Here is a 13758-nt window from a genome sequence, read left to right on the forward strand (position 1 = left end):
TAAGCTTGTATTTAATACCTATACCATAAGGTATAACAATAGTTACCCTACTATAACTTACACCTTCAGTTTGAAGTGGTTGTAGCGGTACTTTCTTTCCATTTAATTCGGCCACCGGGTTGAAGTATAGTACACCAACTCCAGCAAAACCATAAATGTTAAAATCGTTACGCTGGTAGTATCTTGCGCCATCGGGCCAAGCTTGAACTATTCCAACAACATTAAACTCAAAATTATTAGATGAGAAAGACAAGTTTCTGTTCACTTTGCCAGATTCTGATGAATTTGCATCGTCTCCTGATAATTGAAACCAACCTAATTCAGCTCTTGCGGCAATGCGATTAGTGAAAAAATATTGAAGACCAATATTGAGATTTGGCTTGGCATCGAAATAGTCCCCATCATCATTTAAATCCCCAAAATAGGTACTTGTTCCAGTTCCCAAGCTTGCAATAAAATCACGACCACGTCTATAATTATAGAAGCTCTGTGCGTAGATTTCGCTTGCGAGTACTATCAAAATAACACCAAGTACTAATTTCTTCATGGACAATAAATTAACTTACAAGATATCAAAATTTATAAATATCATAAAAGTTATATCAAATATAATGAATGTAAATGTTTAATACGATTATAAAGTAAAAAACCGCTTTTTCAAGCGGTTTGTGCACCCGGAAGGATTCGAACCCTCAACCCCCAGAGCCGAAATCTGGTATTCTATCCAGTTGAACTACGGATGCTTTAATAACTTTAGTTTAATACTTCACTAACCTTTGAAGCTGCATCTTTTAACAAAATTGCTGAGGCAACCTTTAATCCAGATTCTTCAATGATTTTTGCACCTTCCTCAGCATTGGTTCCTTGTAACCTTACAATAATTGGAATATCAATATTTCCTATCTTCTTGTATGCTTCAACTACACCATTTGCCACTCTATCGCATCGTACAATGCCTCCAAAAATATTAATTAGTATTGCCTTTACATTCGGATCCTTTAATATGATTCTGAAGCCGGCTTCTACAGTTTCTGCGTTCGCACCTCCTCCCACATCAAGGAAGTTAGCAGGCTCTCCACCAGATAATTTAATGATGTCCATAGTAGCCATCGCAAGACCTGCACCATTTACCATACAACCCACATTACCATCTAACTTCACATAACTAAGTCCAGATTTTCCAGCTTCTACTTCAGCAGGGTCTTCTTCACTTATGTCTCTCAGCTCCATAAGGTCTTTGTGTCTGAACAACGCATTGTCATCCAAATTAACTTTCGCATCAACTGCTAAAATGCGATCATCAGAGGTTTTTAAAACGGGGTTTATTTCAAACATAGATGAGTCAGTAGCTTCATACGCCTTGTATAAGGAATGAATGAATTTTACCATTTCTTTAAATGCATTACCCTCTAAACCCAGGGCGAATGCAACTTTTCTTGCCTGAAACGACTGCAGACCAACTGAAGGGTCAATCCATTCTTTGATTATCTTTTCAGGAGTGCTTTCAGCAACTTCTTCGATGTCCATACCTCCTTCAGTAGATGCCATTATAACATTACATCCTTTAGCACGATCAAGAAGTATGCTCATATAAAACTCTTTTGGCTCTGAATTGCCTGGATAATATACATCTTCAGCAATCAATAGTTTGTTTACCTTCTTTCCTTCTTCACCGGTCTGATGTGTAACTAATGTTCCGTTGATGATATCTTTCGCTTTAGGAGCTACTTCGTCAATGGATTTAGCAAGAACAACACCATTGGATCCTGTTTCTTTTATTTTTCCTTTACCACGTCCACCAGCATGGATTTGAGCTTTTAGCACGTACCAACTTGTACCCGTTTCCTTATTCAACTCCTTAGCAGCTGCAAGTGCCTTTTCAGGGTTATCTGCCACGATGCCTCTTTGAATATTTACACCGTAATTTTTTAGTATGTCCTTAGCTTGATATTCGTGTATGTTCATGCCTTAAAATTTTTGCACGAAAGTAGTTCTTTTGGGCTTATATTTCAAGAATTGAGAAGGATTAATAGTGGCATTTAGTAAGTTTGAGCTTCATCGTTATTCTGAAATATTTATATGCTTGTAGCAAAAGACATTCACAAATCTTACGGAGAGCTGAAGGTTTTAAAAGGGGTAGATTTTGAGGTTCGTAAGAATGAGATAGTTTCAATTACCGGTGCATCAGGTGCGGGTAAAAGTACTTTACTGCATATTTTAGGCACCTTAGATAACCCTGACAAAGGGAATGTTTTTATTAATGATGAGAATGTTTTAAAACTTAATTCCACTAAAAAAGCAAATTTTCGAAATACCCATATCGGCTTTATTTTTCAATTTCATAACCTACTACCCGAATTTACGGCACTGGAAAACGTTTGTATACCTGCATTAATACGAGGTAATTCTTTTTATGATGCGGAAGAAAGAGCCAAAAATATTTTGGAAAAACTTGGTGTAGGCGGTAGGGGCAGCCATAAACCTTCTGAGCTTAGTGGAGGTGAACAACAACGGGTTTCAGTGGCTCGTGCTCTTATTAATAGCCCTTCCATAATATTTGCTGACGAGCCCAGTGGTAATTTGGATTCTAAGAATGCCGAACAGTTGCACGAGTTATTTTTTAAGCTGAGAGATGAATTGGGTCAGACATTCGTTATTGTAACGCACAATACTTCCCTCGCGCAAATGGCAGATAGAAAATTGGAAATGCGTGATGGAATATTTATTTAGATTTGAATGCTTGCAGTGCATTTTCTATGTGCGCTTTGTAGCCAAATAAACTATCAAAGCTATTAATAATATTAAGGTCAGAATCTAAAAGGTAGGTTACTCTTTTTGGAATGTTTAACACTGGAATAAGTGCATCATAAAGCTTGCATACCTCGCCATTTTTGTCAGACAGAAGTTCGAAGGTAAGGTTGTTTTTTTCTTTAAATTTTTTATGACTGTTGACTGTGTCTCTACTAATTCCAACTACTTTAATAGCTAATTCTTCTAACTCGCTGTGATTGTCTCTAAAGGAACATGCTTCTTTGGTGCAGCCACGTGTAAAATTTTTTGGATAAAAATAGATAACCAATGGGCTTCCTTTATGTTCTTCAAGGTTAAATATGTCCCCCTCACTTGAAGGAAGCTTAAATAAAGGAGCTTTTTTTCCAGTTTTAAGTGCCATTAGTGCGTATAAATTTCTTCTGATTCTGAAATATGAACAGTGCCATCGGGCAAGATATGATCAAGCCTAACAAGTTTTGTTTCATTTATTAAGATAGGATCATATTTTACACTAGTACGAATGTAATTATCTGTATATCCGTGAATAACTCCATTTTCAATATCTTCTTCCAATAGCACTTTTCTCTCTTTCCCTAACTGAGATTCGTAGAAAAACCTTCTTTTTTTGTCTGATAGGTTCCGTAGCATTTTTGATCGCTCATTTCGAATTCTCATCGGCACAATTTTATCCATTTCAATGGCAGCAGTATTAGCCCTTTCTGAATATGTAAACACATGTAGGTAAGAAATGTCTAATTCGTTAAGAAACTTATACGTTTTTTGGAATTCTTCATCTGTTTCTCCTGGAAAACCTACTATCACATCAACACCAATGCAGCAGTCAGGCATTAGTTGCTTTATTTTTGCAATTCTTGAGCTATATAAATCTGTTAAATACCTTCTTTTCATTTTTTTGAGAAGATTATCAGAGCCAGATTGAAGTGGTATGTGAAAGTGTGGAACAAATTTCTCAGACTTAGATACAAATTCAATGATTTCATCTGTAAGTAAATTAGGCTCAATTGATGAAATTCTAATTCTTTCTAAACCTTTCACCTGATCAAGTTCTTTAACTAAATCGATAAAACGATCTTCACGTTTTCCATTTCGAATGCCAAAGTCACCTGTGTTAACACCAGTTAATACAATTTCTTTTACCCCGCTTTCAACAATTTCAATTGCATTATTTATCACGTTTTCAATTGTATCACTTCTGCTAGCACCTCTTGCTAAAGGAATAGTGCAAAATGTGCAGCTGTAATCACAACCATCCTGAACTTTTAAGAATGTTCGGGTTCTATCATTTATGGAATAGGATTTATGAAAAATAGTTGCCTCTTCCACGTCCGATGCCATGATTTTAGGTACTTTCTCACGGACAAAACCATCTAAAAGATCAATTAACTGAAACTTTTCTGCTGCACCGAGAACAGCATCCACACCGGGTATTTCAGATATTTCCTTAGGTTTCAACTGCGCATAGCAACCAATAATGGCTACATAAGCATTAGGCGAGATTTTGCGCGCTTCTCTTACAACCTTTCTACATTTTTTGTCGGCATTCTCCGTAACAGAGCATGTATTAATGATGAAAATGTCTGGTTGATTAGTGAATTCAACTTTTTTATATCCTCTTTTCTCGAACATTCGAGAGATGGAGGAAGTTTCCGAAAAGTTAAGTTTGCAACCCAAAGTATAAAACGCCACTTTTTTCATAGGGCTGCAAAGTTAGTAAAAATGAGTGGATAGCAGATATAACCTACAAATTGATCACATTAATTCAAATTAAGTTCCTGCTCAATTTTATCTAGCAAAGCATCTACTTCCTTAGACACCTTTTCATAGTCAGCTACTTTTGCCAGCTTTGTATTGGCACTTAAATAGAATTTTATCTTAGGTTCAGTCCCAGATGGTCTCATTGAAACCTTATAGCCATTTGCCGTATAAAACTGGAGTACATTAGATTTAGGATAATCGATAGATTCAGTCTTATTGGTCTTTATCATGTAGGCTGTTCCTTTTTGATAGTCTGTCACCTTCTCAACATTGGATCCTGCGAATGATAAAGGAGGATTTTCTCTAAAATTAGACATCATATTCTTAATTTCTTCTTCACCTTTCATTCCTTTTTTGGTGATGGAAATTAAACGCTCTTTATAAAAGCCAAACTTGGAATACATTTCAATAAGCATTTCATACAATGATTGTCCATGATCAGAAGCATACGCACACATTTCTGCAATCATAGCACAAGAGGCAATAGCATCTTTATCACGTACAAAATCGCCTACCATATACCCATAACTTTCTTCGCCTCCAATGATAAACTTTTCCTTACCCTCGAGCTGTTTAATTAATGCTGCGATATATTTAAATCCAGTTAATGTATCATAGCAGGTAACTCCATAATATTCAGCAATATCTCTAATTAAGTCGGTAGTAACTATGGTTTTAATCACACACTCATTGCCTTTAAACTTTTTGAGTTCTTGCCATCTATTTAGTGTATAATAGGTAAGTAAACTACCGGTTTGGTTGCCATTTAGAAGTATGTATTCACCTTTGTTATCTTTTATGGCAATACCCACACGGTCAGAATCAGGGTCAGTAGCCATAATTAATTCTGCATTTATCTCTTTGGCTTTTTTAATAGCCAGGTTAAGCGCCTCCTTTTCTTCAGGGTTAGGATAGACTACAGTTGGAAAGTTTCCATCAGGTGTAGACTGTTCCTCCAGAAGATGCACATTTGTAAATCCAAGTTCTTTTAAGCAACGTGGCACCATTTTATATCCGGTACCATGAATTGGAGAATATATGATATTTAAATCATGCTGGTTCTTAATTGAGTCAGGGGATAAACATTGAGACTTCACTTTACCCAAATAGATAGCATCTATTTCTTCACCTATCGTTTCAATTAATTTAGGGTTTGATTCAAACTTTACTTCATCAATGCTTTTAATCGCATTTACTTCGGCAATCACGTTTTTATCGTGAGGCTCAATTAGCTGTGCGCCATCGTTCCAATACGCTTTATAGCCATTATATTCCTTTGGATTGTGTGAGGCAGTGATAACCACTCCACTGTGGCAACTTAAATGCTTGATGGCAAATGAAAGCTCTGGTGTAGGCCTTAAGTCTTCAAACAAAAAAACTTTTATGCCATTCGCTGAGAAAACGGCTGCTGTATTTTCAGCAAAAAACCTGCTGTTATTTCTACTATCGTGGGCGATAGCCACTTTAATCTCCTCATTTGGAAAAGATTTAATAAGGTAGTTTGCCAAACCCTGTGTTGCCATACCCAAGGTATATTTGTTCATACGATTAGAACCAATACCCATGATACCTCTCAATCCTCCGGTACCGAACTCTAAATCTTTATAGAAAGCTTCAGCAAGAGCATCTTTATCTTTCAATAAGGCCTTGATTTCTTCCTTTTCACTCTCTTCAATATTGCTGTTTAGCCATTTTTCTGCAATGGCCCTGATATCTCTGCTCATGCTATAAATTACCTCTAAGTGCTTGTTCTCTTTCTATTGCTTCAAATAGGGCTTTGAAGTTACCCTTACCAAAGGATTTAGCTCCTTTTCTTTGAATGATTTCGTAAAATAGGGTAGGGCGATCTTGTACAGGTTTGGTAAAAATCTGCAACAAATAGCCTTCATCATCTCTATCAACCAAAATGTTTAAATCTTTCAAGGGTTGAAGGTCTTCATCAATTTCACCTACTCTATCCAGTAAGTCATCGTAATAAGTGGCTGGCACTTCGAGAAAATCAACACCTCTGGCCCTTAATTCTGATACAGTATGAATAATATCATCAGTGGCGATAGCTATGTGCTGTACACCGGCTCCTTTGTAGAAGTCAATATATTCTTCTATCTGCGATTTCTTTTTACCTTCCGCAGGTTCGTTGATAGGGAATTTAATATATCCATTGCCATTGGAAACAACTTTGGACATGAGTGCAGTATACTCTGTGCTTATATCCTTATCATCAAAAGTGATAAGCAACTTAAAGCCCATCACATCTTCATAGAATTTCACCCATTTGTTCATTTCTCCCCATCCAACATTACCAACGCAATGGTCAACATATTTTAAGCCAATAGGCTTTACTGTGATGCCTGATTTTTTTGGTACAAACCCAGGTAGAAAAGCACCTTTATAGTTCGTTCTTTCCACAAAGGTGTGAATTGTATCCCCATATGTTTGAATGGAAGCCATGACTACTTCGCCATTTTCATCTTTTAATGTATATGGCTCTTTAACACCAACTGCTCCTCTTTTTGTGGTTTCTTCGAAGGCTTTTTTGGCGTCATCTACCCATAAGGCAAGAACTTTAACACCATCACCATGCTTTTTTACATGCTCTGCCACCTCGCTTTCAGGATGTAAAGTAGAAGTAAGAACAATTCTGATTTTATCTTGAACCAAGACATAGCTTGCCCTATCTCTTAAGCCAGTTTCCGGTCCTGCATAAGCCACTAATTTATAGCCAAATGCATTTTGATAGTATAATGCAGATTGTTTAGCATTTCCTACATAAAACTCAATGTGATCGGTTCCTTTTAAGGGTAAAAAGTCTTCTTGCATGATGCTATTTTTTTGATTTCAAAATTAGTGTTTTATACCTCCCAACAAAAATATTTTATTGATTCTAATTGTCATTTCAATCGATAATTGACAACATTGAAGATTATTGAATATCAACAACTAAACCAAAAATGGACGTTCAAAAACTCAATAATCAATTGATGGAGCTCATCACCAAAAAAAGAGAGTTAAGTGGAATGTCTTATAGCGATTCGAACTATGATGAGTTGGAGGAGGAATTACATGATTTGGAAGATCAATTTTTATCAGACTATGGCAAGTTTTTGGAAGAAGTACTACATGATGTACATGATGAGTACTGCCCAGATAATGAAGTGCTATTGCCCATTGCCTATTTCCCTTCTAAGTTTGAGCTGCTATCCACCGGTGAGCTAAAAGTAGAAAATAATCAAGGTGTTTATGTTGATGTAGACGACTATGATGATTCCGAAACCAAGCTGGTGTTGGTTCCAAATCCCGTTAGAATACTACTTAATGTGGGCGACTCTCTGCAGGAGGTAGTTTGGCAAGCAACGTAGTGCTAAAAACCAAGTTTAGCTCTTACTGCATCTAGTTTATTTACAGCAATGGCTCTTGCCTTTGCTTCACCCTCACGAAGTTCTTTATCAATTAATTCAGGAGATGCCATATAAGTATTAAATAGTTCTCTTTCCTTTTTAAATTTGTCTACAATCAATTCAAAGAGTGCTTGTTTGGCATGTCCATAACCATAATTACCACCTTCATAATTTTTTCGCATCGATTTTACCTGATCGTCAGAACCTAATAAACTATAAATAGCATACACATTGCAGGTATCCGGGTCTTTAGGTTCTTCAAGCGGAGTGCTGTCTGTTATAATGCTCATTACTTGCTTTCTCAGTTTTTTGTCTGGCAAGAATATATCTATGATATTGCCATACGATTTACTCATTTTTTGGCCATCTGTTCCCGGAATAGTCATTATTCGCTCATCAATTTTGGGTTCAGGTAACACAAAAATCTCCCCATAAGCTTGATTGAACGCATTGGCAATATCTCTCGCAATTTCCAGGTGCTGCTTTTGATCTTTACCCACAGGAACATACTCGGCATCATATAAAATTATATCAGAAGTCATTAATACTGGGTAAGTGAAAAGACCCGCATTTACATCAGAAAGTTTATCAGACTTTTCCTTAAATGAATGGGCATTCGCCAGCATAGGATAAGGAGTAAAGCAGCTTAAATACCATGTAAGCTCACACACTTCAGGTATGTGCGATTGCCTGTAGAAGATGTTCTTTTTTGTGTCGAAGCCAAATGCTAACCAGGCAGCAGCTGTTGCATTAATGTTTTCCTGCCGCACTTGAGCATCTTTAATTGTAGTGAGCGAGTGTAGATCGGCAATAAAAAAAAGCGATTCGTTTTTTTCATTTTTAGAAAGCTCAATTCCCGGAACAATTGCTCCCAAAATGTTACCTAAATGTGGGCGGCCGCTGCTCTGTATTCCTGTTAATATCCTCGACATAGTTGCATGTTATAAAAACTGCACAATGATAAGCCTTGTTAATTGAATGTTAAAATCATTTCACGTTTACAATTTAAGTATTGATTCAATAGATTAGTGCAAAATATTGAATAATGAGAAGCCTTGTAGTAATGATGTTTTTGTTTGCCGGTGGAAATTTAGTTGCTCAGCAAACTGAGGAAATTAAATTTTTGGAAATGTCCCATGACTTTGGCGTAATAAAGGAAGAGGATGGACCAATCATTCATGAATTTAAATTTACTAATAACACAGTGGATAGCATTCAGATACTAAATGTAAAAGCTTCGTGTGGCTGCACAACTCCCGCCTGGACGAGAAAGTCTGTTGCTCCGGGCGAGACCGGATTTATTCAAGCTCAATATAATCCGAGGAACAGGCCGGGTAAATTTAATAAATCGCTCACCGTTACAACTTCACTGGGTGAGCCAATAAGACTATATATCAGTGGTGAGGTAACACCGAAACCGAGAACGATAGAGGAGGACTATCCTAAAGAAATGGGTGCCCTACGGATGAAAACTTCTTCATTGAATGTGGGAAAAGTTTACATTAATAGAGAAGCAATTCAAACAAATTTTGAAGTATATAATCAAAGTGAAACCCCTATTACCATTAAGGAAACTATTAATAAACCAAAACATATAGATGTAACATTTGATTCGTATGTAATACCAGCGAAGTCAAAGATTAACATGGTTTTAACTTACAATGCTGGATTAAAAGATGACCTTGGTTTTATGAACGATCAGGTTGAATTTTTTACTGATGAGTTGGAGAATAATTCAAAGCCAATTACTGTTTATGCCACAATTGAAGAGTATTTTCCTCCATTGACAAAAGAGGAATTGGAAAAAGCACCAAAATTAATTACTGCTCAAAATGTTTTTGATTATGGTAGAATAAAGATCGGAGAATCGGCACAAACTTCTTTTACAATTACCAATGAAGGCAAGTCAGAATTGCTAATTAGGAAGGCGGTTCCCAATTGTTCCTGCCTTGAAATTGCTATAGATTCTAAAAAAATCAAGCCGGGCGAAAGCGCCCAACTTAAGGTGGTTTTTAATTCTGAAGGTCGAAGAGGAAATCAGCAAAAGTCCGTTACTATTTATTCTAGCGACCCTAGTGCCTCAGCACAACGGGTTACTGTTAAAGCATATATCGAAGATTAGACCCCCAATTCGGAAGTTAAGTAATATTTACCTTCCACTTTAATGGCCGTAAAATCTATTGGAATTTCATACTCCATTTCAATTGGAACTAACACTTCATATAGTTCTAAAGGGTGATATTCACCACCTTTATATTCAGTAAAAACCATATCATCCATAACCACCTTGTCTAAATCAATATTTTTGGTGTCGAAGAAATGTAGTAGGTTGTCAAAGTACTCTTTTTCTTCGTGCAAACTAAAACCATATTGGTGCAAAAACTCTTTTCTAATAGTAGAGTCCTGAATTAGTCCAGCTTGTGCGAGCTCCATTTCTTCAGTCATCACGTGGCTATAATAGCTATCATAATCTCTTTCTTTTAGCGATTTAACCACAGAAGCAGCAAGTTTTTCAATGGAGTTAAACCCTTCAACTTCAACTTCACCTGCAGGTGATTCCATTGCAGTTTCAGTATTTTCATCAGAATTATCTTCTTTGGGTTGATTAGAGCAACTGAAAGTGAAAATCAATAAGGGTAGGGCGAAAATATACAGTTTTTTCATAGTTCAATTTAATTTTAAGAAGTTGAAAAATATGGATAATAGTCTGATAAACAAAGTGTTCAGAAAGCTTAAAATACAAAAAGCCTGCTTAAGCAGGCTTTTTGTTTGGTTTGTTGGAGTTCTATTATTGGAATGCCGGAATACCGGTAATTTCAGCACCTAATATTAGTAAGTGAATATCATGCGTTCCTTCATAAGTAACTACAGATTCCAGGTTCATCATGTGTCGCATCATAGGATATTCACCAGTAATGCCCATACCACCATGTATTTGTCTTGCTTCTCTTGCAATTTTAAGCGCCATCTCAACAGAATTTCTTTTGGCCATTGATATTTGAGGGGTAGTGGCCTTGCCTTCATCCATCATTTTGCCGAGTTTCCAATTCAATAATTGAGCCTTGGTAATTTCTGTAAGCATTTCAGCAAGTTTTTTCTGAATCAATTGGAAAGACCCGATTGGTTTTCCAAACTGAATACGTTCCATGGCGTATCTTCTGGCAGAATCATAGCAATCCATAGCGGCACCAATAGCACCCCAGGCAATTCCATATCGTGCTGAATCCAGGCACATCATAGGGGCGCCTAAACCGGTTTTGCCCGGTAGAAGATTTTCTTTCGGCACTCTTACATTATCGAAAACAAGTTCTCCGGTTGTGCTTGCTCTCAAAGACCATTTACCATGTGTTTCTGGCGTGCTAAAGCCTTCCATCCCTCTTTCTACAATCAGACCGTGAATTCGTCCTTCTTCATTTTTTGCCCAAACAACAGCTATATCTGATTTTGGTGAGTTAGAAATCCACATTTTTGCACCATTCAATAAATAATGGTCACCCATATCTTTAAAGTTGGTAACCATTCCGCTAGGGTTGGAGCCATGATCAGGTTCTGTTAAACCAAAACAGCCCAAAAACTCACCTGAAGCTAATTTAGGTAAGAATTTCTTTTTCTGCTCTTCAGACCCAAACTTATAAATTGGGTACATTACCAACGAACCCTGAACTGAAGCGGTGCTACGCATCCCGGAATCTCCACGTTCGATTTCCTGCATTATCAAACCGTAAGATATATAGTCTAATCCGCCCCCACCATATTCTTCTGGTATTGTTGGGCCAAATGCACCTACATCGCCAAATTTCTTAACTATCTCATAAGGGAAGTGAGCTCGTTCGCACCAATCTTCGATGTAAGGACTGATTTCTTTTTTTACGAAGTCTCTAATTGAGCTTCTTATTAATTTATGTTCTTCGGTTAGCAAATCATCAATCTGATAAAAGTCTGGAGACTCAAACATATCAGCAGATGACTTTTTGTTTTGTGGCTTTGCAAACGTTGTAGACATTCTTATTTGGGTTATTCGTATTTAAATTTCAAATTTACGCAAGGTTAAACATATATTGTAAAACGTCCATGAATAAGTCAGAAATTGACCCAAAAATACTGGAGCAAATAAAAAAATTAGAGGAGAAATACCAGGTAATGGGACAAGACCTGTCTTCCTATTTAGATGGACTCTTGTACAGCGATTATCTCACTTATTGGGACTATGTGCATCTCGATACTTTGCTAAGCCTGCAGAATCCTAAAACAGGTTTTAAAGATGAAATGATCTTTATTACATATCATCAACATACGGAGTTATTCTTTAAACTAATTCTTTGGGAAATCGATCAAATTGCTGAGAAGGAAAAGCCTGAGCCTAAATTCGTTCTGGAACGCATGAAAAGAATAAATGGCTATTTCAAGGTGCTTGAAAGCTCTTTTTCTGTGATGGTTGATGGCATGGACAAACAACAGTTTTTAAAATTTAGAATGTCTTTGCTGCCGGCTAGTGGCTTTCAATCGGCTCAATACAGGTTAATTGAAATTAGCACTACAGATATTCTAAACCTTGTTGATGTTGATTCGCGCAAAGAGTTTAATTCAAAATCATCTATTGAGGATCAAATGGAAAAAATCTACTGGCGAAGTGGAGCAACCGAATTGGCCTCTGGTAAAAAAACGCTTACGCTAAAGCAGTTTGAAGATAAATACATGGGCGAATTCCTGGCAAGAGCAAATAGCTTTAAGCAGACTAATCTGTTGAAAGTGTATCAAAACAACTTTGCTGAGTTAAATGATGATGCCTTAATAAATGAGTATCGAATATTTGATGTCTATGCTAATGTGAAATGGCGTTTGGCTCATTATAAATCTGCTGTACGGTATTTACAAAAAGATCCAGAAGATATTGCTGCAACTGGAGGCACTAATTGGCAAAAATATCTGCCACCACGTTTTCAAAAGATCATATTCTTCCCTGAATTGTGGAATGAAGAAGAAAAATCGGAGTGGGGTAAGTCATGGGTGTTAAAAGAGGTTTTTAATCACGAACAATAGCTATAATACTAATTGATTATCTTTATAATCGTTTATGGTACGCAGGCTAACTATATTTATATTTCTTTTATCTATTGCTTTAGTCTCAAAAGCGCAGGTTTTACGCACAGTATATCATGATGAAGATAAAAGTAAGCTTAAGGAAATGTATTATGTAAATGATACTATTTCCAACATTCTTCATGGAAAATACCTTTCTTATTATTTAAATGGCAATGTAGAATCACAAGGCCAGTTTGTAAATAACGAAACAGTTGGTGAGTGGAATTTTTATTACGAAACCGGCTCTCTGAAAATGAAAGGTGTTGTCAAACGTAATAGTAGTGATGGCTATTGGGAATATTACTATGAAAGTGGCACCAAAAGTATGGAGGGCGAGATTAGTAATCAGAAAAGGAGAGGCGAGTGGCGAATTTACTATGAAAGTGGCGAATTAAAGGAAAAAGGAATTTTTATTAATAACAAACGCGAGGGTACCTGGGAAGAGTATTATGAAGACGGCCAATTAAAAGGAACGGTTGATTATACATACGACAAAGGAAAATATACAGTGTATTACCCTTCTGGTGAGATAAAAGCACAAGGCCCTAAATCTGGAACTCATCATGTGGGTTTGTGGAAGTATTTTTATAAAGATGGAAGCAAACAAGCAGAAGGATTATTTCTAAATGGCAAACGTACAGGTGATTGGAAATTCTATCATTCAAATGGACAATTGTCTGCTACGGGCTCTTATAACAAAATGGGTGAATCATCCGGTGAATGGAATTAT

Annotated in this window: 14 protein-coding genes and 1 tRNA gene; 5 read left to right on the plus strand and 10 right to left on the minus strand. The window is 36.7% G+C overall.

The genetic code is table 11. The features are described from left to right. The 3 genes from RLO81_RS17000 to sucC all read right to left on the minus strand — a co-directional run. On the minus strand, positions 1–547 hold a 547-nt coding region (locus RLO81_RS17000; protein ID WP_350114436.1), incomplete at its 3' end, for an outer membrane beta-barrel protein. A gap of 122 nt (positions 548–669) precedes the next feature. Then, a tRNA-Arg gene (locus tag RLO81_RS17005) sits at positions 670–743 on the minus strand. 10 nt (positions 744–753) lie between these two features. Next, positions 754–1965, minus strand: a complete 1212-nt coding sequence (gene sucC, locus RLO81_RS17010; RefSeq protein WP_350114439.1) for an ADP-forming succinate--CoA ligase subunit beta — start codon at positions 1963–1965, stop codon at positions 754–756. A gap of 114 nt (positions 1966–2079) precedes the next feature. On the opposite strand from sucC, the gene RLO81_RS17015 reads away from it, so the two are divergent. Continuing rightward, positions 2080–2730, plus strand: a complete 651-nt coding sequence (locus RLO81_RS17015) for an ABC transporter ATP-binding protein (RefSeq protein ID WP_350114442.1) — start codon at positions 2080–2082, stop codon at positions 2728–2730. Here the strand turns inward: RLO81_RS17015 and RLO81_RS17020 are convergent. The 4 genes from RLO81_RS17020 to hppD are packed head-to-tail and all read right to left on the minus strand — an operon-like array spanning position 2723 to position 7368. Next, positions 2723–3172, minus strand: a complete 450-nt coding sequence (locus tag RLO81_RS17020; RefSeq protein WP_350114445.1) for a peroxiredoxin — start codon at positions 3170–3172, stop codon at positions 2723–2725. The genes RLO81_RS17015 and RLO81_RS17020 overlap by 8 nt on opposite strands. Beyond that, complete coding sequence (gene mtaB, locus RLO81_RS17025) at positions 3172–4488, minus strand: tRNA (N(6)-L-threonylcarbamoyladenosine(37)-C(2))-methylthiotransferase MtaB (protein WP_350114448.1); 1317 nt, start codon at positions 4486–4488, stop codon at positions 3172–3174. Before mtaB ends, RLO81_RS17020 begins: the two co-directional genes overlap by 1 nt. Before the next feature lie 59 nt (positions 4489–4547). Then, a complete protein-coding gene (locus RLO81_RS17030) occupies positions 4548–6272 on the minus strand; it encodes a phospho-sugar mutase (RefSeq protein ID WP_350114451.1) in 1725 nt (574 codons plus the stop codon). A 1-nt stretch (position 6273) separates the two neighbouring features. Next, entirely contained in the window at positions 6274–7368 is a 1095-nt protein-coding gene (gene hppD, locus RLO81_RS17035) for a 4-hydroxyphenylpyruvate dioxygenase (protein ID WP_350114453.1), read from the minus strand. A 131-nt stretch (positions 7369–7499) separates the two neighbouring features. Here hppD and RLO81_RS17040 point away from each other — a divergent pair, with 131 nt between their 5' ends. Further along, complete coding sequence (locus RLO81_RS17040; protein WP_350114455.1) at positions 7500–7907, plus strand: hypothetical protein; 408 nt, start codon at positions 7500–7502, stop codon at positions 7905–7907. A gap of 2 nt (positions 7908–7909) precedes the next feature. Here RLO81_RS17040 and trpS read toward each other — a convergent pair whose 3' ends face one another. After that, positions 7910–8878, minus strand: a complete 969-nt coding sequence (gene trpS / locus RLO81_RS17045; protein WP_350114457.1) for a tryptophan--tRNA ligase — start codon at positions 8876–8878, stop codon at positions 7910–7912. A gap of 113 nt (positions 8879–8991) precedes the next feature. Here trpS and RLO81_RS17050 point away from each other — a divergent pair, with 113 nt between their 5' ends. Beyond that, a complete protein-coding gene (locus RLO81_RS17050; RefSeq protein WP_350114459.1) occupies positions 8992–10068 on the plus strand; it encodes a DUF1573 domain-containing protein in 1077 nt (358 codons plus the stop codon). Here RLO81_RS17050 and RLO81_RS17055 read toward each other — a convergent pair. After that, the gene (locus RLO81_RS17055; protein ID WP_350114462.1) at positions 10065–10610 is read right to left on the minus strand and encodes a hypothetical protein; all 546 of its coding nucleotides are present in this window, start codon (positions 10608–10610) and stop codon (positions 10065–10067) included. The two genes, RLO81_RS17050 and RLO81_RS17055, sit on opposite strands and share 4 nt — an antisense overlap. Positions 10611–10734: 124 nt before the next feature. Then, positions 10735–11949 carry an acyl-CoA dehydrogenase family protein gene (locus tag RLO81_RS17060; protein WP_350114465.1) on the minus strand — a complete coding sequence of 405 codons (1215 nt, stop codon included), beginning with the start codon at positions 11947–11949 and terminating at the stop codon, positions 10735–10737. Positions 11950–12017: 68 nt separating this feature from the next. Between RLO81_RS17060 and RLO81_RS17065 the strand changes: the two genes are divergently transcribed. Next, positions 12018–12986: a tryptophan 2,3-dioxygenase family protein gene (locus RLO81_RS17065; RefSeq protein WP_350114468.1), complete on the plus strand. Its 969-nt coding sequence runs from the start codon at positions 12018–12020 to the stop codon at positions 12984–12986. A gap of 34 nt (positions 12987–13020) precedes the next feature. Next, positions 13021–13758 (plus strand): toxin-antitoxin system YwqK family antitoxin (locus RLO81_RS17070; protein ID WP_350114471.1); only part of this gene is annotated, 738 nt, incomplete at its 3' end.

Source organism: Fulvivirga sp., from assembly GCF_040220315.1.
Taxonomy (GTDB): domain Bacteria; phylum Bacteroidota; class Bacteroidia; order Cytophagales; family Cyclobacteriaceae; genus Fulvivirga.